At 66.3% G+C, this 24,915-nt stretch carries 21 protein-coding genes and 5 pseudogenes; 7 read left to right on the forward strand and 19 right to left on the reverse strand.

Features of this window, described 5'->3' with window-relative positions; genetic code table 11:
• Nucleotide 1: 1 nt before the first annotated feature.
• On the reverse strand, nt 2-265 hold the full coding sequence (locus tag OG241_RS09285) for a hypothetical protein (RefSeq protein WP_405775488.1): 264 nt from the start codon (nt 263-265) through the stop codon (nt 2-4).
• 306 nt (nt 266-571) lie between these two features.
• Between OG241_RS09285 and OG241_RS09290 the strand changes: the two genes are divergently transcribed.
• Nucleotides 572-1,480 (forward strand): hypothetical protein, encoded by a 909-nt coding sequence (locus OG241_RS09290; RefSeq protein WP_405775486.1) that lies wholly within the window; start codon nt 572-574, stop codon nt 1,478-1,480.
• Between the two features lie 19 nt (nt 1,481-1,499).
• Here OG241_RS09290 and OG241_RS09295 read toward each other — a convergent pair whose 3' ends face one another.
• Complete coding sequence (locus OG241_RS09295; protein WP_405775484.1) at nt 1,500-2,657, reverse strand: beta-ketoacyl-[acyl-carrier-protein] synthase family protein; 1,158 nt, start codon at nt 2,655-2,657, stop codon at nt 1,500-1,502.
• A 138-nt stretch (nt 2,658-2,795) separates the two neighbouring features.
• On the opposite strand from OG241_RS09295, the gene OG241_RS09300 reads away from it, so the two are divergent.
• Nucleotides 2,796-3,167: an SDR family NAD(P)-dependent oxidoreductase gene (locus OG241_RS09300; RefSeq protein WP_405814763.1), complete on the forward strand. Its 372-nt coding sequence runs from the start codon at nt 2,796-2,798 to the stop codon at nt 3,165-3,167.
• A gap of 230 nt (nt 3,168-3,397) precedes the next feature.
• Here the strand turns inward: OG241_RS09300 and OG241_RS09305 are convergent, their stop codons facing one another.
• From OG241_RS09305 to OG241_RS09360, 12 genes and pseudogenes are all read right to left on the reverse strand, one after another.
• Complete coding sequence (locus OG241_RS09305; protein ID WP_405777753.1) at nt 3,398-3,613, reverse strand: hypothetical protein; 216 nt, start codon at nt 3,611-3,613, stop codon at nt 3,398-3,400.
• Nucleotides 3,614-3,741: 128 nt separating this feature from the next.
• The gene (pabB, locus tag OG241_RS09310; RefSeq protein ID WP_405775480.1) at nt 3,742-5,814 is read right to left on the reverse strand and encodes an aminodeoxychorismate synthase component I; all 2,073 of its coding nucleotides are present in this window, start codon (nt 5,812-5,814) and stop codon (nt 3,742-3,744) included.
• Nucleotides 5,795-7,153, reverse strand: coding sequence for a class I adenylate-forming enzyme family protein (locus tag OG241_RS09315; RefSeq protein WP_405775478.1), 1,359 nt, complete (start codon nt 7,151-7,153; stop codon nt 5,795-5,797). The genes pabB and OG241_RS09315 overlap by 20 nt, the downstream gene beginning before the upstream one ends.
• A 41-nt stretch (nt 7,154-7,194) precedes the next feature.
• Nucleotides 7,195-7,473, reverse strand: coding sequence for a hypothetical protein (locus OG241_RS09320; RefSeq protein ID WP_405775476.1), 279 nt, complete (start codon nt 7,471-7,473; stop codon nt 7,195-7,197).
• Between the two features lie 28 nt (nt 7,474-7,501).
• Nucleotides 7,502-8,314, reverse strand: a complete 813-nt coding sequence (locus tag OG241_RS09325; protein WP_405775474.1) for a ketosynthase — start codon at nt 8,312-8,314, stop codon at nt 7,502-7,504.
• 63 nt (nt 8,315-8,377) lie between these two features.
• The gene (locus OG241_RS09330) at nt 8,378-8,656 is read right to left on the reverse strand and encodes a LuxR C-terminal-related transcriptional regulator (RefSeq protein WP_405775472.1); all 279 of its coding nucleotides are present in this window, start codon (nt 8,654-8,656) and stop codon (nt 8,378-8,380) included.
• Nucleotides 8,657-8,749: 93 nt separating this feature from the next.
• On the reverse strand, nt 8,750-10,822 hold the full coding sequence (tkt, locus tag OG241_RS09335) for a transketolase (RefSeq protein WP_405775470.1): 2,073 nt from the start codon (nt 10,820-10,822) through the stop codon (nt 8,750-8,752).
• 15 nt (nt 10,823-10,837) lie between these two features.
• Nucleotides 10,838-11,206 (reverse strand): phosphomannose isomerase type II C-terminal cupin domain, encoded by a 369-nt coding sequence (locus OG241_RS09340; RefSeq protein WP_405775468.1) that lies wholly within the window; start codon nt 11,204-11,206, stop codon nt 10,838-10,840.
• A gap of 26 nt (nt 11,207-11,232) precedes the next feature.
• Entirely contained in the window at nt 11,233-12,231 is a 999-nt protein-coding gene (locus tag OG241_RS09345; RefSeq protein ID WP_405775466.1) for a glycosyltransferase family 2 protein, read from the reverse strand.
• A gap of 111 nt (nt 12,232-12,342) precedes the next feature.
• Entirely contained in the window at nt 12,343-13,617 is a 1,275-nt protein-coding gene (locus tag OG241_RS09350) for a hypothetical protein (protein WP_405775464.1), read from the reverse strand.
• A 469-nt stretch (nt 13,618-14,086) separates the two neighbouring features.
• Nucleotides 14,087-15,339, reverse strand: a pseudogene (locus OG241_RS09355) (IS1380 family transposase).
• 260 nt (nt 15,340-15,599) lie between these two features.
• Nucleotides 15,600-16,496 (reverse strand): aminoglycoside phosphotransferase family protein, encoded by an 897-nt coding sequence (locus OG241_RS09360; RefSeq protein ID WP_405775462.1) that lies wholly within the window; start codon nt 16,494-16,496, stop codon nt 15,600-15,602.
• A gap of 47 nt (nt 16,497-16,543) precedes the next feature.
• On the opposite strand from OG241_RS09360, the pseudogene OG241_RS09365 reads away from it, so the two are divergent.
• A pseudogene (locus OG241_RS09365) lies at nt 16,544-16,894 on the forward strand (helix-turn-helix domain-containing protein); the annotation flags it as partial.
• A gap of 59 nt (nt 16,895-16,953) precedes the next feature.
• Here the strand turns inward: OG241_RS09365 and OG241_RS09370 are convergent.
• The 3 genes and pseudogenes from OG241_RS09370 to OG241_RS09380 all read right to left on the reverse strand — a co-directional run.
• Nucleotides 16,954-16,998 (reverse strand): annotated as a pseudogene (locus OG241_RS09370) (hypothetical protein); the annotation flags it as partial.
• Between the two features lie 264 nt (nt 16,999-17,262).
• Nucleotides 17,263-17,973, reverse strand: coding sequence for an HAD family hydrolase (locus OG241_RS09375; RefSeq protein WP_405775460.1), 711 nt, complete (start codon nt 17,971-17,973; stop codon nt 17,263-17,265).
• A gap of 558 nt (nt 17,974-18,531) precedes the next feature.
• Nucleotides 18,532-18,934: pseudogene (locus OG241_RS09380) on the reverse strand (IS701 family transposase); the annotation flags it as partial.
• A 315-nt stretch (nt 18,935-19,249) separates the two neighbouring features.
• Here OG241_RS09380 and OG241_RS09385 point away from each other — a divergent pair.
• Complete coding sequence (locus OG241_RS09385) at nt 19,250-20,149, forward strand: hypothetical protein (protein ID WP_405775458.1); 900 nt, start codon at nt 19,250-19,252, stop codon at nt 20,147-20,149.
• Nucleotides 20,150-20,272: 123 nt separating this feature from the next.
• On the opposite strand, the gene OG241_RS09390 is transcribed toward OG241_RS09385, so the two are convergent.
• Both OG241_RS09390 and OG241_RS09395 read right to left on the reverse strand, forming a co-directional pair.
• A complete protein-coding gene (locus OG241_RS09390) occupies nt 20,273-20,428 on the reverse strand; it encodes a hypothetical protein (RefSeq protein WP_405775456.1) in 156 nt (51 codons plus the stop codon).
• 332 nt (nt 20,429-20,760) lie between these two features.
• A pseudogene (locus OG241_RS09395) lies at nt 20,761-21,428 on the reverse strand (response regulator).
• A 498-nt stretch (nt 21,429-21,926) separates the two neighbouring features.
• Between OG241_RS09395 and OG241_RS09400 the strand changes: the two are divergent.
• The 3 genes from OG241_RS09400 to OG241_RS09410 all read left to right on the forward strand — a co-directional run bounded on the left by OG241_RS09400 (nt 21,927) and on the right by OG241_RS09410 (nt 24,863).
• Nucleotides 21,927-22,298, forward strand: coding sequence for a VOC family protein (locus tag OG241_RS09400; protein ID WP_403699037.1), 372 nt, complete (start codon nt 21,927-21,929; stop codon nt 22,296-22,298).
• Nucleotides 22,299-22,507: 209 nt separating this feature from the next.
• Complete coding sequence (locus OG241_RS09405; protein ID WP_405814764.1) at nt 22,508-24,232, forward strand: IS1182 family transposase; 1,725 nt, start codon at nt 22,508-22,510, stop codon at nt 24,230-24,232.
• 199 nt (nt 24,233-24,431) lie between these two features.
• A complete protein-coding gene (locus OG241_RS09410) occupies nt 24,432-24,863 on the forward strand; it encodes an O-methyltransferase (RefSeq protein WP_405775454.1) in 432 nt (143 codons plus the stop codon).
• Nucleotides 24,864-24,915 lie beyond the last annotated feature (52 nt).

The raw sequence follows: 24,915 nt of genomic DNA on the forward strand, positions 1-24,915 counted from the left end.
CTCAGTCGGAACGTGCCGCGTTCTTGTCGACCTTGGTCTTGACCTCGTGCTGCAGATCAAGGCCGGTCATCTCGGCGATGCTCGCCACGTAGAGCACGACGTCGGCCAGTTGCTCCCCGAGAGGCTCCTGCTCCTTCCGCCAGGCAGTGAAGGCCGCGGCCGCCTTTTCCTGGAGCATGCAGAACTCCACGGGCACGTCGGTGGTGTTGTAGCCCTTCAGTACCTTGTTGTCCCAGGCGATTCGCTGTAGGGAACCTAGGTCCATGGTGTCCTCCCGTAGCGGGGCGCTCTCGTACTCGTCGGCATACGCGGCAATACTTCCCTCCCGCCGTCGCCGTGCCTACTGGCCGTTCGGCCACGGGACAACAGCCGGGTCAGGTGCCCTGCCCGCCGAATCCGCGCGGTGCGCGGCACGTTCCAGTCGTCGCGCTTGAGCCTGCGGTCGGCGGGTGGATCGCCGGCGCCCCGCCAGGGTTGACTGCACGGCACCTGCCGCCGTTAACTCTGCGTTGGATTTCTGTCATCAGGTGCCCGGCCTAAAACGTTGGAGTAAGCCATAGTGGATTCATCTGTGACCAAGACCGTCATGGAGAGGGTACTCAAAGTCCCGAACTCATTTCGCCGACTGGACAGCACGAGCGTGGACGCACAGCGTATCCACGGAATCTCCCCCGACCTTCTCGATATCTTGCTTGATTTGGGTCTGCCACATAAAGGGGCCAGCGAGGCTGCCCGCTTCGACCGCTTGGACCTGGAAAACATCAGCGTGGCGCTCCGTCTTCCCTCGAAGCACTGGCTGGCCATGCGTATGTGGCCTCGCCACCTCACGAGGCCCCGAACCGAGGAAGAATCAGTCTGTAAAATCCACGTGTCCTGGCGGTGCCCAGAACTAGGCCACGAGGGGGTTTGTTCCTTCTCCGCCAGCCCACAGCTGCAGACGGTCTCCGGAGACTGTGCGCGAGACATTCCCGACGCCGGATCGCTGGAGATCGAAGTCCCGCTCGAGGACGATGAATACGTGTTCGGGGATCCCTTCCATGTGGTCGCCGACGCGGCCCGGACACTCACATATCACCGCATCTCACCCGAGCTGGCACGGGATGACGGATTCCTCACCGAAACACTGCTCGCCGACTGCAGGTCTGCCACCAGGCACCTGATCCGGATTGCCGACTCGACGGGTTTTGAGGCACGCCCCGCTTCGGGATACTTCGTCGGTACGCCTTTCCCCACCGTACACAATTGGCTGGAGCTCAAACAGGAGGAAAGGTGGGTGGCCGCAGACCCCTTCTTCCTCACCACCTTGCGGCGGTGGGGGCTCGTGGACGAGGAGAAATGGCCCACCAATTCCTCGCCACGAAAGATTTTCTGGCGCTTGGGATCATCGGACTCCATGCCCGCGCCCCTGGTCCTGCACCGAGGAGTCCGTCCCGCGCTCACCAGCCTCATGCGGGTGAGCCGAACCCGTCACCCCGGCTGACGATGACTCGGCCAAGCGGTCAAAGGGGCTGCGGAGCGCCCAGTACAAGGGCCGCGGTGGCGCCGCCGAACGCGGCGTTAAGCGACAGGGCTCGGGAGACCCGCAAGGGCCTCGCGGTGTGGGGAATGCAGTCGACGGGGCATTCGGGGTCCGCTTCGAGGAAGCCCGCGGTGGGGGGCAACAGTCCCTCCTCCAGCGCCAGGAGCGTGATGACGGCCTCGACGGCTCCGGTCGCCTCCAGCATGTGGCCGGTGATGCTCTTGGTCGAGCTGACCGGGACTGTACTGGCACCGTCACCGAATACCTGGTGCAGTGCCAGTGACTCGGCAGGGTCGTTGCGCGGTGTGCCGGTACCGTGCGCATTGACGTATCCGATCTCCTCGGCGGTGACACCAGCGCGCCGGAGGGCGGTTTGTGCGGCGGCGGCAAGGCCGCGACCCTGGGGGTGCGGCTGTACGGGATGGTGGGCCTCAGCAGCGAGGCCCCAGCCCAGGATCGTGCCGTACGAGACGGCATTACGCCGCCGTGCGTGCTCCGCGGACTCCAGCACGAGGACCGCGGCGCCATCGCCGTGCAGGAGCCCCTTCCTACCCACGGAGAAAGGCCGCATCAGGGCCTCGGGGGTGAGGGCTTGACCCGAGTCAAATTTGGCGAAAATGTCTTCGTTGACCACGTACGCCCCTCCGCAGATCACGGAATGGGCCCTTCCAGTGCTGATGAGATGCGCTCCGTACGCGATCGCGTTGGTTGCCGCCACGCAGGCGTTCACGTACGCCAAACGGGGCCGGCCGAGACCGAATTCATCCCCGATGATCTCTGGCAGCAGCCCCGGCAAGGTATGCATCAATCCGGCTCCGCCAGCTGGATTGCCCGCGGCGTGAACGGACCAGAAGTCCATGCTTGCCGCATGCTCGCCACTGGTGCCCAGCAAAACGGGTGCGTCCGCCCCGTTCTGACCTGCCTTGGAAAGCGCTTCGTCAACACACTCGCGCAGTGCGGTCAATTGGGACAATGGGCCGGGGTACTCGGCGGCGTACTGCGCCCGATAGGGGGACGCGTCGAACCGCTGGACCTTCGTGAAGGCCGGTTCTCCGGAGAATATATTCTCCTTGAGCGTCTGGCTGCCGAATCCGAACGCCGTGAACACGCCGTACCCCGTGACAACGACCTCTTGCACGCTGATAACCTCCGATAGCTACGCCAATGACCTCGACAACGGGCAGAATCAATTGCACTGTAGACGACCGACCCGACACGGCGCCAGAGTCTCAGGATTCCCATGAATCAGTTGGCATCCGGAGAGGCAGCTGCAAGCATGCGATTGGTACTCGTAACTGGCGGCAGTCGCAGGCATAGGCGCCACCATTTCCAGAGCGTTTCTCAAGCAGGGGGGCCGGGTCGCTGTCGTCCAGCGCGGCTCCGATGTTCCGCCAGGTGCTCATGCGATCAAGTGGACGTTTTCAATCCTCAGGAGATAGCCGCCGCATTCAAGGAGGCTCGCGACCTCTATGGTCCCGTCGAGGTCCTGGTAAACAATGCGGGGATCGCGGGCAGCACACTCCTCACGGGAATGCGGGACGAGCGGTTCTTCCGCGTCCTGGAGACGAATCTCGATGGTTCCTTCTGCGCCACTTGGTGCGCATATCCACACATGGCGAGAATGGGCCGGGGCAGGGCTTCGGTGTAGTCGCTTGTCGTCCGGTTTCATGACGATCCGTCGTATCTATTCAGCAGGGTGCGAGCGGTTCGCCGACCGGACGGCACGATCGCTACCGGTAGTTCGTTAAATTCGGTGGTGGCGTGGGCTGACGGCAGGTCGGGTTGGTCGTAGGTCGGTGGCAGGAGTCAACTCGCTTGCTGGGGGCTGAAGATGACCTCTCGCCATCCGTGTCCGCCTGCGCCGGGACCGTTGGAGGACTACGCGGCCCGGTTCGACGACCTGTTCTTCAGCTTGGCCCAGCGCCGAGTAGCCCCAACTACCGCAGTTACACGCTCTTTTGACAGACCCCACAGTGAGTCATGCTTCCGACCACGCCAGCCGGTCACCGGGGGGCGACGTGCCGCCCGGGCAGGATCGGGCCCGGGCGGCACGTCGATCCGGGCCAGTGCGGCTCGCGCACAGGCACGGACGATGGCGAACTCACGCCGTCGCCCCTCGGCGGCTCAGGCTAAGACCGCTTACCCCTCGGGGAACAGCGTCACACCGAGGAGATTGGTGAACGCCTCCTCGGCGGCCACCACGGTGGGCAGGATCGTCTCGATCATCTGTCGGGCCCTGCGTCACATGCGGTCGCGGGAAACTCCACGCCGAAGAGGTTGAGCAGGGCCGCCGCCTTCACCGCGGTCTCCTCGAACTCAGCGTCAGCGTCGGAGAGCGTGGTGATGGCTCCTCCCGTTCCGAAGGAGACCGCGTTCTCGGTCATGACGATCGTCCTGATCACGACGCTGAGGTCCGCGGCCCCGTTCAGCGAGAAGTAGCCCAAGGCACCCGAGTAGATCCCGCGGGGCCCTTCTTCCAGCCTGTCGATGATCTGCATGGTGCGAATCTTCGGCGCGCCCGTCATGGACCCGGGCGGGAACGCCGCGCGAACGCAGTCCACAGCGGTGCGGTCCGGCCGGAGCTGCGCATGCACCGTACTGACCAACTGGTGCACGGTTGCGAAGCTTTCGATCTCGAAGAGTCGATCGACCCTCACCGAGTCGGCCTCAGCGCACTGACTGAGATCGTGGCGGACCAGGTCCACGATCATCAGGTTCTCCGCGCGGTCCTTGGGATCGTTCGCGAGTTCGATGCGCAGCCGCTCGTCTTCGGGAGCGAACGGTGACCGCGGGCGCGTGCCCTTGATCGGCTTGGATGACACAGCACCGTCAGCGCCGACTCGCAGGAACTGCTCGGGTGAGGAACTCAGCACCGACAGCGGCCCGAACCGGAGCAGGGCGCCGAAAGGTACGGGATTCTGACGGCGCAGACGCTGGTAGGCGGTCCAGGGGCTGAATGTGCCAGAGCCGTACAGCATGTTCGTCAGGCAGATCTCGTACGACTCACCGGCGGAGATCTCCTTGTGACACGCGCTGATCAACTCCAGATAGCGCTCTTTACCGTGCCGTAGCCTGCTTTCGTCGAGCGTGCCCGGCGATCCGGAGAGCGTGGCCGTGTCGTCGGAGTGGGCGCACGCTGGCGCGGCCAGTTCTTCCAGGCTGCGGTGGGTTCGTTCGAACCACTCCGTCGCCGCGGCCTCATTGTCGTCCACCAGGGCCAGAAGATGGATTTCATCCAACTCGTGGTCGAACGCGACGGCACGGTCTGCGAAGATCATGCCCGCGTCGGGGTGGGGGGAGCGGTGCGCTGGTTCCCCGCCGCACTGCGCTTTGAGTTCGTACCCGAGGTATCCGACCCAGCCCAAGGCAAAGTTGAACGGAAGCTCGGGCGCTTCGGCCCGGTGAGCGCGCAGGTCGTTGTCAAGCCAGTCGAGGAACGGACCCTCGACAACCTCTCGGCCCACAGCGGAGGTCACGACCGTACGTCTGCAGTCGGCCTCAGCCTCGGCGACCCGGGCCAGCGGTCCGCCGGCGTCTCCCATGAAGGAGAACCGCCCCCCTCGTTCACCAGTACCGCTGCTGTCGAGCCAGAAGGCCTGCCGGCTCTCGGCATAGAGCGTGGCGAACGCCCGCTCGGCCGAAACCGCGAACGGAAGTCTCCGCACTGCCACGCGCCGGCCGGTGCGGTGCCGCTGGACTCCGGTCCCGTGCGGCCGGCTCGCCGCATGGGTCAGCCGCATGAAGTTGCGCAGTATGCGCGGCCCATGAACCGTGCCGATCGATTCGGGATGGAACTGCACCCCCCACAGCGGGCGGCTCCGGTGCCGGACCCCCATGAGGACCCCGTCCTCCGTCCAGGCGATGGCCTCGAGGTCGTCTGGCAGGTCCGACACCGCCAGGGAGTGGTAGCGGACCGCTGTGAACGGCGAGGGCACACCCCTGAAGAGGTCGTCTCCGTCATGCCTCACCAGGGACTCACGGCCGTGGAAGATCTCCGGGGCCGGGATGACCCGGGCACCATGGACGTGACATATCCCTTGGTGGCCGAGGCAGACACCCAGCACCGGAATCTGTGCGTGGCGAATGACATCCGCGCAGATGCCGAAGTCCTCGGCCTCCGAAGGATTGCCCGGGCCCGGAGAGATGACGACGTTGTCGAAGTCGTCGAGCAACGAACGGTCCCAGCCCACGTCATCGTTCTTGATGACGGTCGGAGCGGCCGCGTTGATGGTTCCTATGCAATGGGCGAGGTTGTGGGTAAAGGAGTCATAGTTGTCAATGACGAGCGTTCGCACCGCTATCCCTTTGCCGTAGAAGGACTTCCCGGTTGCGGATCACCTTGCCGTTCGCGTTGCGAGGCACCGCTCCGGAGAGCCGGAAGACCTTGGGTATCTTGAATTCGGCGAGACGGAGTCGACACCAGTCCGCGACGTCGCCTGCGGTGAGTTCGGCGTCGCCTCCGAGATACGCTTCGATGACGTCACCGAAGACGACCACAGCTTCCTGTACACGCGGGTGCAGGAGAAGCGTCTGCTCAACCTCCGTCAAGTCGACTTTCAGTCCGCCGATCGCGACCACGGAGTCGGCCCTGCCGCGATACGTCAGAACTCCGCTCGCTGAATCCCGGTCACACCGGTCGAACGTCCGGAGCCATCCGTCCCGGAATCGGTCAGCACGGTCCGACCAGAGGTACGGCGTGGATTCCATGCGAACGCGGAGCTCTCCCTTCACGACATCAACCTCCATGCCGGCCGTCGGCTTTCCCACCACGGGAGGTTCCGAACCCGTGGTGAGATCCGCGGCGATGATGCCGGTCTCGGTCGTGCCGTACACCGGGCTGATCGGCAGCCCGTACCGCTCACGGAACCGGGTCCAGATGCCCAGGGGCAGCAGTTCACCGGCAGAGACCGCCAGGCGCAGCGACGGGACGGCGCCCGGTGAGGAGCGGGCGAGCAGGGCGAAGTGAACCGGTACGCCGAAGATCGCGCTCGATTCCGTCGCCCGTGCGGTCTCCACCAGAGTGTCGGCCCGCATATGGGACGGAAACACCATCTGCGCCCCGGAGTTCAGACCGTGCAGTATGCCTCCGACCAGGCCCATGGTGTGGATGACGGAGTTCAGCAGAAGTACGCGCTCCCCGGCCCCCGGCATGCCCTCCAGCACGGCGTATCGCTCAAGTTCGGCAAGCAGGGAGGCGGCGGTACGGCCGATGATCTTCGGTTCGCCGGTGGACCCTGAACTCACCTGGATGAGACAGACATCCGACACGGCCGACGCACCTGTCGGGCGACGCTCCAGGGTGAACGGCACATCCTCGACCAGATATCTGGTCATCGGATTCACGGGCCGCGCGGAGAGCAGGAACTCAGGTTCGCAGATACGCAACAGGCGATCGACTTCAAAGGCCGTCGACCGGACATCGATGAGCATGACCTGCGCCCCGCGGGTCCATGCGGCGAGCATGGCGTACAGGAGGGTGGCACTGGGCGGCATGTACAAGGCCACGGAGGAACGCCTGCCGACCCCCTCGGCGGCCATCCTCGCCGCCAGGACTCCGACTCTCTCACGCAACTCCCCGTAGGTGACGGAGCGATCGGCCAGAGCCCACACCTCGTCGTCACGCCGTCGTCCCACAAGCCCTTCCCCCCACCAGGAGGGCGAGCCGGTGACGGCCATCAGCCCTCCAGGGAGACGCGATCGGGGAACTCCTTGGCCAGATACCCGTGAAACGCCCTCACCGACCTGAAGGAGGAGCTGTCCAACCGCTCGGGCGGGATCTCGAAGTCATGGCGCTCTTCCAGCAGGTGCAGGATCCAGACCAGCGTGAAGGAATCGAGTGCGAGAGGGCTGTCGACGTCGAACTCCGCGGGCTCGTCGGGCTCGTCGGGTCCCGCCCCGTCCTGCATCCTCATACATTCAGCCACTATGTCCTGGACGTTCTCAAGAGTGATCATCTTGGTTCTCCCTGTCTGATAGGCCGGGTCAGGCGTGAGGGGTCGTGACCGAGTGATCTCGGTGCACGGAGGAGAGTTCGTAGGTGTAGGCCTCCTGTCGCCCAGTGCCCGCATCTGCGCACAACTCCATGAGGTTGCTGAGCCAGCCGAGCGGCACAGCCGGCTTCCCGCTGATGCCGCAGGTCGTCGCGAGGGGTTTCTCCGAGAGCGTGAGCCGTGCTGCTCCCGTGTCGGTCTCGATCCGACGGAGCAGGATCGCGGCCGCGGCGTCTCCGGCGGGCAGCCGCAACCTCCAGCCCGCCGCCGCCGTCAACTCGTTCACGCGGCGGACCCGTTCGTTGGGCTCGATCTCCACCCCGATCACGAGCACTTGGTGTAGTTCTGGGTCGTCCAGGAGCGCGTCGGCAACTCTGAGGGCGTCTCCGGCCGGGTCAGGAACCGCCGAGATGCAGGTGAGCGGCCCGTAAATGCCGTAACGCCGGGTCAGATGGCTGAGGATCGATGTACTGACCGACTGGAAGAACATCAGGGGATTGGACAGTTTGCCCGCGACCGTCCATTGGGTCGCGGTGTCCACAGTCACCACGTCGCCGTACATGGTCGCGAGCACGATCGCGGTCCTCGCTCCGAAGCGTCCGACGTGGCCGTCCGAGGCGTCCGCAGGTCCCAGGCACGCCGACGCCGCCGCGTGCACCAGCGGACCGAAGCGTGAGATCGCAAACCCGGAGATCTTGGGCAACTCCTTGGGAGCCGCCCCCGGGACACCGGATGCCTCCTCTCCCCACGGCGTCAGACATGCGGCACTGACGATGGCGCGGTCGGACGCGAGCACTGACGGCATGGGTCTCCCTTGCGGCTACGGGCCTCCTGGTCGGCCGGTCTGGATCGTCGAGGGTGTATGTGATCACCCGCTCGCGTTCGCCGCGATCACTTTGAGCAGGTCCCATTTGGTGGCGATGACAGCTATTTCAACCCGGGAGCCCACCCTGAGCTTGAGCATGATGCGCGCGATGTGCTCCCTGGCTGTCCTCTCAGAAATCTTCAGCTTCGCGCCAATACTGTAATTTGTCATGCCGGTAGCGACCAGGCGAAACACTTCGAATTCTCGCGCACTCAGAGTGGATATCCTCGAGTTCATCTCATCGATCTCGTCAATCAGTCCGATACCGTTCTCAGCTATCATATCTCTCCGTCATGGAAATACCGTGTGCGCCGAATGCAGGGCACAATGCGTTTAGTCCGGCTCTTATTGGACTGGTTCACGCCGGCCTGCTCATCAGTCAGTGGCGCCGTGTGCCACCATGCGTGGTTTAGCAAGACTGGCGTGGGCCGCCGCAACGACGCGGTCCGGGGTGAAGCCGTACTGCTCGTAGAGGACCTCGCCCGGCGCGCTGGCGCCGTAGTGGTCGATGCCGATGACTTCGCCGTACTCGCCGACGAACTCACGCCAGCCCATCGCGGCGCCGGCCTCGACCGAGACCCGGGCCTTGACGCCGGGCGGCAGGATCGTCATTCGGTAGACGGCCTCCTGCTCGTTGAACCACTCGACGCATGGCATCGAGACGACACGGGTGGGAATGCCCTCGGCCTCAAGCAGTTCGGCGGCCCTCATCGCGAGGTGAACCTCGGACCCGGTGCCGATGAGGATCACGTCCGGCGAACCCGTAGACGCTTCGACGAGCACATAAGCGCCCTTCGCGGCACCCTCGGCGCTTCCGTGGGCGTTGCGGTCGACGACAGGCAGATCCTGCCGGGACAGCAGCAGTCCAGCAGGGCGGTCGGGCCGCTCCAGGATGGTGCGCCAGGCGACAACTGTTTCGTTCGCGTCGGCCGGACGGACGACATCGAGGTTCGGTACGACGCGCAGCGAGGCTGCGTGCTCGATCGGCTGGTGGGTGGGACCGTCCTCGCCGAGGCCGATGGAATCGTGTGTCCAGACGTACGTCACCGGGAGCTTCATGAGCGCCGCGAGGCGGACGGCGGGACGCATGTAGTCGGAGAAGACGAGGAAGGTGCCGCCGTAGGCGCGGAACCCGTAGAGCGCCATTCCGTTCAGAATGGAGCCCATCGCGTGTTCACGGATACCGAAGTGCAGGTTGCGGCCGTAGGGCGACCCGCCGTACTCCTGCGGCAGGAAGCTGTCGGCGCCCTTGATGTCCGTAAAGTTGGAAGGGCCCAGGTCCGCCGATCCGCCCCAGAGTTCGGGCAGCGACTCCGCCAGCGCGTTCAGTACGACACCCGATGCCCTGCGGGTCGCGACAGCGTGGCCGGCCGGGAACGACGGAAGCTCCGCAGCCCATCCGTCGGGCAGCCGACGCGCCAGCATGCGATCGAGGAGCTCCGCCGCGTCGGGCCGCTCGCCGCGCCACTTCTCGAACCGGCGGTCCCACTCCCGTCGCACCTTGCCGCTGCGTTCGGCGAGCTGACGGGTGTGCGCGGCGACGTCCTGCGGGACGTGAAGCTCCTGGTCTTCCGGCAGGCACAGCACACGCTTGGTCGCCGCGATCTCGCTGTCTCCCAAGGGCGAGCCGTGCACCTTCGCGGTACCCCGGGCGTTCGGGGCGGGCCACCCGATCACCGAGTTGGCGGCGATGATGGACGGTCGGCCGGTCTCCTCGCGTGCCGCGACCATGGCGGCATGCAGCGCGTGCACGTCGTTGATGTTCTCGACGCGCTGCGTGTGCCAGCCGTACGCCGCATAGCGCGCCAAGACGTCCTCGCTGAAGGCAACGTTCGTGTCGCCCTCCATTGAGATGTGGTTGTCGTCGTACAGCACGACGAGGTTGCCGAGTCTCTGGTGACCGGCGAAGGAGGACGCCTCCCCGGTCACGCCTTCCTCCAGGTCACCGTCCCCGGCGAAGACCCACACGGTGTGGTCGAAGACGGATTCGCCAGCCGACGTGTCCGGATCGAAAAGTCCGCGCTGCTTGCGCGCTGCGATGGCCATACCCACCGCAGTGGCGAGGCCCTGGCCCAGCGGCCCGGTGGTCATCTCCACTCCGGCAGTGTGGCCGAACTCTGGGTGCGCCGGCGTGCGCGATCCCCACCGGCGCAGCGCCGCCAGGTCCTCGATGGTCAGTCCGTATCCCGACAGCAACAACTGGATGTAGAGCGTGAGACTGGAATGGCCGCAGGACAGGACGAACCGGTCGCGGCCGATCCAGGCCGGTTCCGACGGATCGTGCCGCAGGAGACGGTGGAACAGCAGGTACGCCGCCGGCGCGAGCGACATCGCGGTCCCCGCATGACCGCCGCCTGAGCGCTCGACAGCGTCGGCCGCGAGCACACGGCTCACGCTGACCGCTCTGTCGTCGAGGGCGGACCATTCGAGGGTTGGGACAGCTCTCACTGGGATTCTTCTCCTTCAGCTCTGCGTGCAGCACTCGTCGGGCAGGCGTTCGATGTCGTTCTCGTCGAAGAAGCCCAACGCCAGTTCCAGGAATCGGGCTGGAGACCGGCCGTTGTTGGCGATGCGGTGTGTCAGGCCGCGGGGAATCCAGATCCGCTCACCGGGGGCGGCCGTCCACTCTCGTCCGTCGACCCTCACGTCGAGCGGGCCGTCGAAAACGGTCCACCACTCGTCGCGTTTCTCGTGGCGGTGAAGACCGATGTGCTGCCTCGGGTCGACGGTGATGAATTTGACAGTGCATTCCGTGTTCAGCGTCAGCAGTTCCTGAGTGCCGTACGGCCGCTGGTAGAATTGAACGGCAGGTTCGGCGGATGCAGAATTCATGGACGCTCTCTCATGACGTGGTGAGGTCACACACTGGTTCGGGTGGCCGACTTCGAAGGCGCGTCCACGAGATTCCTTAGCCGCGACAGATCGCCTTGGATCAGCAGGATCATGAGCTGGCGGTCCTTCGCCGGCAGCGCGTCGACGACATCGGCAGGAAGGCTCGTCACGAAGGTGCGCGCGAGGGACAGGGCGTCACTCAGCGCGTCGTCATCGTGCAGATGCAGAGCGCGGAGCATGTCCCGCACGTCGTTGCGGCACATGTCGTCGGCGTACGGGGCCACGAGTTCGGCCGCGCTCGTCCGGATGACGTCGAAGGTGTCCACCACCATGCGCATGCAGGCAGTGATGTTCGACGCCTCGTGGCGCCGCTGCGTGATGGAAGGTGCGCCGTTCTCCCGGATGCGCCAGAAGTAGACCACCTCCGGCAGCACGTCCACGGCGGAGGCCTCGATGTGCGCACGCAGCATCACCGGGGCGTCTTCGTAAGCGGGCAAGGCGAACGTGAGCTCGTGCTCGTCCCAGAACGAGCGACGGAAGACCTTGTTCCACACCATGCGGTCGCGTACGAGCGCGGTGTGCCGACGTATGTGAGTGCGCCGCAGGTGGCGAGCGAACACGTCCTGGTATCCCGGGTGTGGTCGTACACCGCTGCTGTCGAGCCGGCGAACGTCCCCCGAGGCGATCGCGGATCCTGTGGACTGGAGGGAGGCGACGAGCGAGGCGTAGCCCGTGGCGGGTACGACGTCGTCACCGTCACAGAACGCCAGATACCGCCCCTGCGCTGCCTGGACGCCGGTGTTGCGGGCGGCGCTCAGTCCGCCGTGAGGCTGAGTGAGCACGCGAATACGCGAGTCTCTCCCCGCCCATCGTTCGGCGATCCGTCCGCTGGAATCCGTACTGCTGTCGTCGACTACGACGATCTCGACGTCGGTGAGATGCTGGTCGAGCAGGGATTCCAGGCATGCGGAAACATAGTGCTCGACGTTGAAAACGGGCACGACAACACTGAGTGACGGCGACATGGTTCGCACGATCTCCCCTATGGATAGGACCGATACGGAACGGAGCTTGAGTGAGCACGTACGAAGCGGGGTCCGCCGCTGTCGACCCCGCCCGGCTGCCGGGCGATTCGGTCAGAGGGCCAGCGCGGCTTCGACGAGAAATGTCTCCAGCGCTTCCAGCAGGGCGCTTGCTTCGCCCGGCATGACACATCTGTCGTCGCAGGCCAGATCGATCACGCAGTCCTGTCCGATACTTCCCAGACTGGCGAACAAGGTGGCGTCACCCATGCTCCGTCGGGACGTGGTCGCGATCGATGTGGTTGATCCGCTGCCGCTCAGCTCCGCCACCCGGTTTTCCAGACCTGACCACGAGCGGTGGTCCGTCCGCACATCGTTGAAGTAGTACGACAGATCAGTAGCAAGGCCTCGCGCGGAAAGCTCGGTAAGCACGCCGCGCCATCTCAGGGTGTCGAACCGGGCTCGACGGTAGGCGGAGATCGCCTGCGCGTAGACGTTCTGTGCGTAGGGAACGAAAGCGCCATCGAGTTCGTCCCGGGGAATGACCATCAGACCGTTCCCGAGGGTCTGGCCTACGAAGTCCATGAGCCCCCGCTGTCGGCGGTTGTTGCAAACCAGAAGCATGGCCGAGAGGTCGCGTGCAAGATGCCGGCGAATGAGTTTCGACAAGGCAGCCAGAAAAATGCCACTCGGGCTCACCCCACTCCTGACGGACAGGGTCTGAGCTGCGACCGCCGCCTTGTGAGAGCGCATCGTGGTGACCGAGAAGTCGCCCGGTGCCATCGACATGAGGCCGCGGCCTTCTGGCAGCCTCGTCGCCGCGCGCAGCCAGTGGTTGATGGCCGTGTCACTCTGCCGAAGTCCTTCCGGTGACCGTTCGTAGGCGAGCAGATCCGTCGTCCGCATCACGGAGGGGGGCAGCCCGAGACCTTCGACGGCGCTCCGCAGCTGGCGTACCAGAGGGCGATGGACGCCGCCGTCGAACGCCAGATGAGAAAGCGTCAGGACCACATGCGTGACGGATCCGCCGCGTTGCAGCAGTTCGATGCGTATCGGGGCCTCGTGCATGCCGAACGCTTGGTGCAGGAAGTCACGGTGAAGGGGCTCCGGGCGCACATGGAACGCACTCTCCGCCAGTACCCGGTCGGGCGGCGTCTCGCCCACGTGTACCGGTACAACCACTTCGCCGCGAAATGTCTGTGTTACACCTTCCACCGAGAAGACGACACTAAATATGTCGAACAAGCTCAGCAGGGCTTTGATGCGTAAAAGTGCATCATCAATACGCGGGGAGCCTTGAATCGGGAAGGCGAAGCATATATTCAACCGGCTCGCCGCCGACCCCAACGCGACGACTCCGTCCCACATGTTGCCCTGCCCCCAGGTCAACGGGAAAGGTCCTTCAGTGTGACCACGGAGCAACAATTCGCGGAATTCCCCAGTTTCACTACCCACGCTGATGTTCCATCCGTTTCCGGGGTGGACGTTGCCGTGAACGCAACAGTGATCATTTGGAATTCTCCATCAGTCCGCCTTCCGGTGTCAACCCTTTATTGATCGTCGACGGCTGCGGGGGATGCTCCAATCTTTTTCGTCAAGAGGTGGAGTGGTTGATTCATGATTGTTCAGGGCGGTTTGGGGGATGGTAAGTAACTGCCAAGAGTTGCGAACCGTACGACTCGTGATTAGCCTCGAAGTTTCGTGACGGTCCGCTGACCGAGTCGGTGGGCCGTTTTCGTGCTGTGGGCTGAGGCTGTGCAGGCCGAGGGCCCGAGTGTCGCCTCGGGGTGGCGCCGGATTCCACTGTTCCGGGTGTTGAGGTGTTGAGGTGCTGCCGAAGGGATGGGGAACGTGCTGGTCAGCCTGGGTCGGGCAGTTGGGTGAGCCGGTCGAGGGCTGCGGTGATGTGACCGGTCCAGGGCCAGTGCCGGGCCAAGCGGAGCATTCGCCGACGGCCGGGGGTCACGAGCTGTCCGGCCGCGGTGAACAGGCGGAGGCGTAGTCGGCGGGGCTCCCAGAGCCTGGCCTTGCCGGTCAGGGCGAGTATCGGCATCCAGGCCAGCAGGTCGAGAGCGATCTGCACGATCTCCAGCCAGATCCGATTCTGGGCCGTGCGGTGCAGGGGCCGGTTGCGCAGGCCGGGGGTCCGGGCGGCGCGGATGCGGTCCTCGGCCCGGGCCCGCAGCCGGTGACGGAACTCGAGTTCGGCGATCGGCCGGCCGGGCGTGTTGGTGGCGAAACAGGTCAGCCGCATGCCGTCCGCATCCGTGAGCCGCAACTGGGCCCCGGGGTGCGGTCGTTCCTTCCTGACGATCAGCCGCATGCCCTTGGGCCAGCCGTCCAGAACGTCGCCGGTGAGTTCAGCGACCCAGGCGCCGTCGCGGATCCCGCCGTCTGCCTCGACGGCCGCCGTCCAGGCAAATGCCGGAACCTTCAGCACATGCTGGTGGACCTGCTCGGTGATCACCGTGCCGACCGAGTAGGACAGCCACCGTCCCCGCTGAGCGAGCCAGGCGACGAAGTCGTGGGTGCCGCCCGCGGAGTCGGTGCAAGTCAGGGTCCGGCGCCCGCGCCGGTACTTCTTCGGCAGCTGGGCCAGGGCCAGTTGGGCGACGCTGATGTGGTCGGTGGCCGTGTTCGATCCCGCGTTGCCGCCGCGACCGGTTCACCCGTGCCGCCGCTTCCGTGGTCGACGAACCCCATCAGCGGGTGGTGGCCGTAGGTTCGCTTCCACGTGGGTGCGGCGTCCTCCTTGTCCGAGTGCGCGATCACCAGCACCCCGTCGAGGTCCACGGTCACCGTCCCGCCCACATCAGGCGCTTCCCGGTCGGCCAACCGCCAGACATGCTGGCGGACTTCAGCCCGCGCGGAACGGATGGCCCGCAGGGCCTGCTCCCCGGAGGCTGCGAGGGTGTCGATGAGACGGGAGACCGTCGGGTCGGAGGCCACCGGCCCGAACACGGCCGGCTCGGCCCGCAGCATGGCGACATCCGCGAGGCAGTCCGCGCCCAGCGCGACCGCCAGGGCCACGTCCAGCAGGATCTTGCCCGGATCGTGCACCGCCCGAGTTTTCCGCCACGGCGTCAGCGCCGCTGATATCGCGGTGTCCAAGCCGGCCTTGCGGACGGTCTCGACCAGCAGTACACCCCGGCCTGCGAGACCACCGTCCGGCCGCCGCCCTCGATGCGGACACGCGGGTACGACCCGATACGCTTCTTCACCTGGAGAGTGCTTCTTTCACGCGACGACCTGGACCCTAGACGAGTCTCATCGTTGTAGGTCAGGAGCACTCTCCGCGTTTTTGATCACCTACCGGACGCCCTGCAACGTGAAAGCGCGAGGCTAACCATCAGGATTTCTGGCGCAGCACACTAGACGCCCTTCAGAACACGATCAAGTGCCGCCCGGCCGACAGGCCCCCAGTTCGGCTTGCCGCCGGGAAGGCCCCGATCTCCGTTCTGCCCCATGAGCATCAGGAAGAGGCTCTTCATAGCGGCCAGCCCGCGGGCGCGCCGGATCGCCGCCTCGTCTGCACGCGCGTACGTGTCGAAGAACCGTGAAGCCGTGCCCGCGGGTAGCAACACCCATGCGGCAGCGAGGTCCAATGCCGGATCGCCGGCGAACATGTCACCGAAGTCGACAATGCCCGAGAGCGTTCCGCCCGAGACCACTACGTTCGCGGGATGGAGGTCGCCATGCACCCAGAGCGGTGGCCCCTCCCACTCGGGCGCTGCAACGGCGTCGTCCCAGACGGCACGGACATCGTCGGCGAGGTCGTCGAGAGCAACGGCGTGGAAGAAGTAGTCGAAGCCGCCCGTGCAGTCCCTGGGATGCGCACCGCGGTCCGTAGCGATCGGCGCCTCGGCGGGCGCCTCCACATGGAGCGCCCGGAGGAAACCCGCCAACGTGTCGGCCGCGTGGACGCCGCGGCTGATCGAGCCGTGGTCCAGCGGCTCACCGGGAACCCACGTCATCACGGTCCAGTGCTTGGGGAAGCGCTCGGACGGTTCGCCCAACCGCACCGGGGTCGGCACCGGGAGCGGCAGACGCGGGGCCAGCACGGGTAGCCACCGGCGCTCCTTGAGCTGGAGCTCCGGGGTGGGGTCCATGCGCTGCATGCGCACGGCCAACTCGTCCCCGAGACGCCACATTTGGTTGCCCCAGCCGCCCGCCACCTCGCGGATGTCCAGCCCTGCAAGGTCTGGATGTTGCTCCTGCAGCAGGTCGCGGACCAGGTCTGCGGTGATCTCGATCTCGGTGTCAGCCATGTGAAGTCACAGTAGCAGCGCGCGCGGCGGCGTCGTCCAAGGGGTATGGCCGGGTGGATCACGCAATACCAAGGGAGATGAGCGGGCGGTTGGTGTCGCGGGCGTGGTGGCGGAGTCCGGCGGCGATCGCGGAGCGAGAAGAGATCGCGCTGTGGCGTGCTCCGAATGTCGGCGTGCGCGAGATAACGCGGCGCCTGGGGCGTTCGCCTTCGACGGTCACCCGAGAGGCGCGGCGCAACGCGTCCACACGGACGTACCACTTGGAGTACCGGGCCTCGGTGGCGCAGTGGCACGCAGAGCGCCGGGGCCGACGGCCGAAGACGGCGAAGCTGGTCCAGAACCATCGACTGCGCGAATACGTCCAGGACCGGCTGTCCGGCACCATCCAGATCCCGGACACGTCGTCGCCATCGCAGAAGGCGAGGTACGTCCCGCGCGCCGATTCCACGCCGGTGTTGCGGGCGGCGCTCAAGCCGGAGTTGCGTTGCTCGATGACCCGCACTCGGGAGTTCTTGCGCGCCCACGCGTCGGCAATTCGGGCGACTGCCGTCCGCCGAGCCGTCGTCGTCGATCTCAATGTCGGCGATTCGCTGGTTGGTCAGCGAATCGAGGCAGGCGGAGAAGTAGAGCTCGGCGTCGAATACGGGTACGACCATGCTCAGGATCGGTGGCATGGTGCTTCCTGTTCTTCCTCTGCGGTGCTGCCGCGGCAGAGCGCTTTCGGAAGCGCACGAGGCGTCCGGCGTGTTCAACACCGGTGATTCGTTCAGGAAGCGGCAGAGATGAGGCTGAGGACGGCGTGGAGCGCGTCCGGACGTTCGTCAACCGGCCGGTGCGCGACTTGGTGGAAGGTACAGCCGATGGCGACAGCCCCACCGTCTGTGGAGGCATCGTCCCCGACCATCAGTACCTGCTCCGGTGCCCGCCCAATTTCGGCGAGCGCCATGTGGAACATGCTCGGATCGGGTTTCTGTGCTGAGCGTTCGAAGGAGAACACGTACACGTTGATGAACTCGTCTAGCCCATGCTGCTGGAAGACTGGCCGCAGGTCCCACGCGATGTTACTCACTACCGCCACTGGCACCCTGCGGCGCCGCAGCTCCTTGAGGGTGGGTAGCGCGTCCGGATACGCCTGCCACGCCTCGGGGCGCAGGTGGCGGTCGTAAAGCACCTGCGCTAGCCGCTCATCCGGCAGCCGCGCCGCCAACGCGAGACCGATGTGCGCGGTCCGGTGCGCCTCTTGGTCCAGTTCCCGCAGAGCCCACGCCCCGGCCAGCGCCTCCGGCACAAACGCAGGCGCAGGGGTCCCCGGCAGTGCGCCTAGTGCTTCCAGGCGCGCCACCAGCGCCGCATGTTCTTTGTCGTCGAGCTCGAGCTCGAGCTCGGCCAGACCCACGTCGAGCCACGCGGCAGTGTTCTCGATCCGGATCAGCGTGCCGGAGGCGTCGAACAAAACTCCTGTTATCACGTCGGCCATCCTGACATACTCGCGCGTCGCCGACGTCGCTCCCTTCACTCTCACCTTCGGCAAGCCCAACATCACCCCTGTGGCCATCGAGGCCGTCGGCTCGCCGAGCCGTCCGCAGTAAATCAAGACGATCCCGCACCAGCATCGCGGGCGTCCCCTTCAGGCACGCCGTCCAGGCCGTGCGCACGGTACACGCCGGAATCCGCTGGGATTCTCTCGGCTGCAACGACATCGGGCTCGCCTCGACCTTGGCACCGCCTCACTGTCCCCACGGAAGCAACGCCCGGAGCAGCTGCCAGCACCCCTGAAGATCACCAACAGAGTCAGAACAGTCGTCTGCCAGAGTGAGGGTGTTTTGGTCCTGCTCGGACACCAAAGGTGGCAGGGGCCAGTCGATATCGAGGGCGGGGCCGAGCGGATTGACGGCACGAGCCCCCACCGGGTTGTACTCCCTAGTGGGGCTTGGTCAGGTTGGTATTGGCTCTGGCATGTTGCGGTGACCGGTGGGGCAGGCGCCGGTCCAGATCGTGAGGAGTATCTGCAGTTCGCGGGCGACGTGGTAAAGGCTCAGGCCGGCGCCGTCCCTTTTGGGGACCGGGTCAGTCTTTGGAGGGTGCAGAAGGCATGGGCGACGGCGACGAGGGTGACTGGTGGTGCCAGGTGCGGCCCTCGAAGTGGGCCGGGCCCAGGGCCTGTTTCATCTCGCGGTAGTCGCGCTCGATGCGCCAGCGCAGCTTCGCGGTGCGCACCAGGGTGGTCAGCGGGGTGTCGGCGGGCAGGTTGGACAGCCACAACTGGACGGGTTCGCTCTCGTTGGCGGGCCATTCGGCCAGCAGCCAGCGCACGGGCAGTTCGGGGCCGTCAGTGTTTTTGCGGATCTCGCGTCCGGCGGGCCTGATCCGCAGGGCCACGAACCGTGAGTACATGCGCTTCAAGCCGCGCGGCCGCTGCCCGGTCGGGAGCCTTCCCGTCACAGCACCGGCCTGGCGGAAGGTGGGCAGGGGGCAAAGCCGCTCTGAGCTACTCAGGTTGAACTCGTAGTGTCTGCCCGAGCGATCACCAGGGTTCGATGATCGGGCCGGTCCCGGCGAGGCAGCCGTCGATCAGGATCGAGAGGGGAGATCTCTTCCGGGCCGCAGCGGCGGCGGGGTACGCCGTAGATGGGCGGCGCCTGGAGACGTTCCGTGCTCAGGGACTGCTCCCCCGCCTCCAGCGGGCGGCGAATCGGGGACGCAGCCCAGTGTGGCTGTACGCACCCGGTGCCGACCGCCAGCTGGTAAGCCTCATGCGCTGGCGCGAGCACACCAATGACCCCGACGTGCTGCGGGTGCTGCTGTGGCTCGACGGTTTCCCGATCACTACGGCCGCAGTCCGGGACTCCGTGAGCAACAGCCTGAGCGTCATGACGCGGACCCTGGAGAGCGAGCTCGTAGCTGAGGCTTCGCGCCGAGGCTTGAACCCGGCAGCGGAGCGCGAGGCCGCCGTGAGTTCCATCGCTTCAACCCTCGCCGCCAAGCGCGGGCCCGCCCTGCCGCGCCGGGTACGAATGAGGGCCTCCGAGCGGACCAGTGCAGTCGAAGTGCTGCTGCGACTGTTTGCCTTCGGCGAGACGCTGGACACGACCGAGGAGGCAGCCAGAACGGTCGAGCAGGTACTCGGAGTTTCCCCAGGGCGTAGCCAGCGCGTGAACGGTGCTGGGCCATGGCTGGTCGGCCCAGCACAGGACCTTCTGGACGCGGCACAGTTCCTTTCCTTGCCCACGATGGCGCGCATCGCAGAGACGACGGCCAGGGAACTTGAGTCGGCCAGACATCTGGTGGCGATGCTGTTCAAATTCCTGCCGCTCGTCGCCAGGACGATCTGCGCGGTGTCCGACGACAGCAACTACGCGGGTATGGAAGGTATCGGGAGCCTCGATGAACTGCCGGAGTTCGCCCTGCTGCTGGTGGCGATAGTCATCGGGATGATCCGTGCCGGTTGGCAGGAGAACCTGCACATGATCGCGACCGCCCTGGAGCCCTTTCCGGACCTTGCAGCAGATATCCGGCGTGTCCTCCAAATTCCTGCGAGCAAGGTCGAGGAGAACCTCAAAAACCAGCCCCCCGGAGTCGAGCGCCAGGCACCTCTACTAATCAACGCCGCCGTGGACGGGAAGTTGGACCAGGCGCCGCATCGGCGGCGGTGACCTCTCGCCAGCTGGCACGTAGACCACTGCCGCTCGGAAGGTGCCCAGAGTGCCTTCCCCCACATCAGGCAGAAGCCAGATCTGGCCGCGGGCCGAACGCCCTCCGACAACGGGGATGAGAGATCAGAGCGCCAGCAGCTTCCTGCACGCCCGTATTGTGCCGTTCGCTTTGTCGAGGTCGGTGTCAGTGAGCCAATCGCAGTCGAACCTGTCGAAGACCTCAACGTGCCGAACGCCCGCCTCGGCGGTGCGGTTGAGGGTTCCGGCGTTGTACGCCACGGCGCTCTTCGCGAGGGTTGCCTCCTCCGGCCAGGCCCGGACGGGGACCCGGGCTCCGTTGCGGTAGACGACGTAAACGAGCTGGTGATCGGCGAGGAGCCGGTTGGCAAGGTCCTTCGCGGCCTGGCGGTCGGTCCTGCCTGCGGCGGCCAGGAGCGGCAGCTCGATCCGGGCTGCAGACGGGCGGCACGGTAGAACTGCTCAGCCATGCGCCCGGCTTCCTGGGAGCGGCGCAGGAGGTCGGCATAGAAGTCGGAGGCGAGCGTCTGCAGCGCGTCCTTGTGGATCTGTGTCCAGGTGAACGGTCAAGACCCACCCCCGCGGGAGTACGGTCACCGCTCCCCCGCCCTCACCAGCCCCGTCTCGTACACCAGCACCACCAGCTGCGCCCGGTCCCGCGACCCCAGCTTGATCATCGCCCGGCTCACATGGGTCTTCGCGGTCAGCGGCCTCATGACCAGCTCCTGGCCGATCTCCTCGTTGCTCAGCCCGGCCGCGACCAGCGCCATCACCTCCCGCTCCCGATGCGTGAGTACGGCCAGCCGCTCGGCGCCCATCGCTTCCGGGCCCCTGAGCCGGGCGAACTCCTCCACCACCAAGCGCGTGACGGCGGGCGCGAGGAGACTCTGCCCGGCCGCGACCGTGCGGATCGCCGTCCGCAGTTCGTCCGGCTCGATGTCCTTGAGCAGGAAACCTGCCGCGCCGTGCCGCAGCGCCTCGAAGACGTACGAGTCGACCTGGTACGTGGTGAGCATGACCACTCGTACGGCGTCCAGCGCGGGGTCGGCGGCGATGCGGCGGGTGGCCTCGATGCGTCGACGCCGGGCATGCGGATGTCCATCAGGACGACGTCGGGCCGGGCCAGCCGCACCGCCTCGACGGCCCGCGCCCCGTCGGCCGCCTCCGCGACCACGACCAGGTCGTCGGTCAGGTCCAGCAGGGCCCGGAAGCCCGCGCGTACGATGGTCTGGTCGTCCGCGAGGACCACGCGTACGGCCACGGTCGCTCCGCTCGGCTGTCCTCGCCGGCCGGGAGCACCGCCCGGACCCGGAAACCCCCGGTGGGCAGCGGCCCGTAGCCGATCCTGCCCCCGGCTGCCGCAACCCGCTCCCTCATCCCAACCAGCCCGAAGCCACCGTCCGCAGGCGGTTGGGACGGCGGTCCGTCGTCGACGACCTCCACCGCCAGCATGCCGTCCCGGCAGACGACGGAGACCGCCACACCAGCGCCAGCAGTGACACCGCAAGCAGCAGCTAGTGCTCCGACCGCATTGGTTCACCGGGTTCGGGTGGGGCCCTCGTCGGCACGAGAGCCGCAGTTTGCGTCAGGTGACGATCCTGCTGGCCTATTCCGCAGATAACGGTGGGTAGGGCAAGGCTGTGACCAGCGGCGCTTACGGTTGAGTGGGACACGTTGGCGGTCGGTTTCCCGCTCAACCGTAGGTAGTTGTCTCCTAGGGTGCTCGTGGCGGAAGTTCACTGGTCGGCCCGGAGGTGCCATGTCCCTGCAGATGAAGCTGGTTGCGATAACGCTCGACTGCCCTGATCCGCTGGCCTTGGCGGCGTTCTATCGGCAGGCCACCGGCCTTGAACTGCACCCGAAGTCGGACGCCGACTTCGCGGGCCTCAACGGTGAGCACGGACTCCTCATCGGTTTTCAGCGGGTCGACGACTACCGGGCTCCGAGCTGGCCCGGCCAAGTCGTTCCCCAGCAGCTTCACATCTGCTTCAAGGTAGATGAGGACTTGGCCGTGGCCGAGGCCCGGCTGCTGGAGCTGGGCGCGGGCAAGCCGGATCACCAGCCGCATGGCGACAAGGCGCGGGTCCTCACCGATCCGGCTGGGCATCCCTTCTGCATCAGCTTGCGCTGACTGCCGGATTCACGAGGGCGCCCTCGACCTATCGGGCACCGGAACTTGCCAACACATGACCGGGACCCAGCCGTACATGCCTCCAGAACGGCGGGACTGCCGATACATCGCAGAAACAGGACACGTGCCCAGTGGGGCTGGCGGCTCGTTGGTCAGGACAGCAGCGGCCGTCTTGGCGTTCCCGGTCGCGGGTGGGGTGTGGAATGTCGATGCAGCCGAGGCCGTGGCCGACGGTGCCTGAGCTGACCGCGCAGGTGGCGCGGGCGGTGGCGGCACGGGGCCCGTACCCGTTGGCGATGCGGGTCCGTGACGAACTGGGCGAGTTGTTCGCGGACGCCGAGTTCGCCGAGGCGTTCGGAGTCAGAGGGCGGCCGGGCTGGTCACCGGGCCAGCTCGCGCTGGTGACGGTGTTGCAGTTCGCCGAGAATCTCACCGACCGGGCGGCGGCGCATCGGGTTCGGTACGGCATGGACCTGAAATACGCGCTCGGCCTGGAGCTGGATGATCCCGGGTTCGACGCCTCGGTGCTGTCCGAGTTCCGCACGCGGTTGGTCGAGCACGGGATGGAGGAGAAGGTGCTCGACCTGCTGCTGACCGCGCTCAAGGACCGGGGCCTGGTGAAGGCGGGAGGCAAGCAGCGCACCGATTCCACCCGCGTGCTGGCGGCAGTACGCGATCTGAACAGGCTGGAGCTGGCGGGGGAGACGCTGCGGGCCGCGCTGGAGGCGCTGGCCTGCGCGGCCCCGGAGTGGCTGACCCAGGCGGTGCCCGTTCGGGAATGGGCCGAACGCTACGGCCCGCGGATTCACTCCTGGCATCCGCCGGCTTCCACGAGCAAGCGCGAGGAGATGGCCCTGGTCTACGGCCGGGACGGGTTCGCGCTGCTGGAGGCGGTGCACGCCCCTGATGCTCCGGCCTGGCTGCGCGAACTGCCGGCGGTGCAGGTCCTGCGCACGATGTGGGTGCAGAACTACCACCGCACCGTGTCCGAGGCCGGAGCGGAGGTGAAGCGGCGGGAGAGCAAAGACCTCCCGCCCGGCAGACTGAGGCTGGCCTCTCCGTACGACACCGACGCCCGCTACGGCCTCAAACAGGGCTCCTGGTGGACCGGCTACAAGATCCACATCAGCGAGTCCTGCGACGATGCCGATGATCAGGACCCGGCTGCCGACGGCCAGGCGCTGATCCCCGGAGCCGACGAACCGCCGCCGCGCTTGATCACCGGCATCGCGACCACCGACGCCACAGTGACCGACGCGGAAATGACCGAACCGGTCCATCACATGCTCGCCGCCCGCGATCTCCTGCCCGCCGACCACTTCCTCGACTCCGGTTACGCCTCCGCCGAGTTGATCGTGGGCATCAAGAAGAACTTCGGAGTCACCCTGGTCACCCCGGTCCTGATGAACAGCTCACCCCAGGCGCGTGCCGGCGCCGGGTTCGACCGCACCGCGTTCACCATCGACTGGGACAAGCGGCAGGCCACCTGCCCACGCGGGGACACCAGCACCTGGTGGAGCCCCGCCACCCTGCGCGGCACCAAGGCCATCGTCATCAAGTTCAACAAGGAGACATGCCGCCCCTGCCCGGTGCGCGACCAGTGCACCAGCTCGCAGACCGGCGGCCGGACCCTCTCCCTGCAACCCCGCGAGCTGCAAGAAGTCCTCGACCATGCCCGCCTCCAGCAGGGCGACGAGCAGTGGCGAGCCAAGTACGCAACCCGCGCCGGCATCGAAGGAACCATCCACCAGGCCGTCGCGGTCACCGGGATGAGACGTGCCCGCTACCTCGGTCTCCAGAAGACCCACCTGGAGCACGTCTTCTCCGCCGTCGCACTCAACCTCATACGCCTCGATGCCTGGTGGAACGGCCACCCGCTCGACCGCACCCGCGTCAGCCACCTTGCCCGCCTCGACCTCTCCCTCACCGCTTGACCGAATAAGCCAGCAGGATCGGTGACAGGATGGCTGCTTCGGCGATGGAGGGGATGCCGTGGGGAACGCAGGACCTGACGTGCCAGGGCGTGTTGCGGCTGCTGAGCGTGGCGCGGCAGATGCGGGTTTCGGGTTCAGCTGTGCCCCTGAGGTAGGCCGGTTGCTCAGGCTGGCTGCTGCCTCGAAACCGGGCGGTGTCATGGCGGAGAGCGGAACCGGATGCGGGGTGGGAACCGCCTGGTTGCACAGCGGGCTGAGTGGCGACGCCCGCCTGTTCACCGTGGAACGCGACCAGGACCTGGCACGTAGGGCGGCCGATGTCTTCGCTGATGACGACCGCGTACGTGTCCTCACTGGGGACTGGCGACTGCTCGAAAAGCACGCGCCCTTCGACGTCTTCTTCTGCGACGGCGGAGGCAAACGCGACAACCCTCAACTGGTTGTCGAGTTGCTCGCTCCTGGAGGTGTTCTCGTGCTGGACGACTTCACGCCCTCGTCTGGCTGGCCGCCCCGGTTCGCCGGTGCAGTGGACGAGCTGCGGATGTTCTACCTCACCCATCCGGCACTGCACGCAACCGAAGTACTGACCACATCCACCGAGTCAGCTGTCCTGGCCGTACGCCGCTCGTAGCCGCTGCCTCCATGCGGGCATCACCTGCGCCAACGCACGGCCGCCGCATCCG

This window comes from Streptomyces sp. NBC_01390 (assembly GCF_045040105.1).
GTDB lineage: Bacteria > Actinomycetota > Actinomycetes > Streptomycetales > Streptomycetaceae > Streptomyces.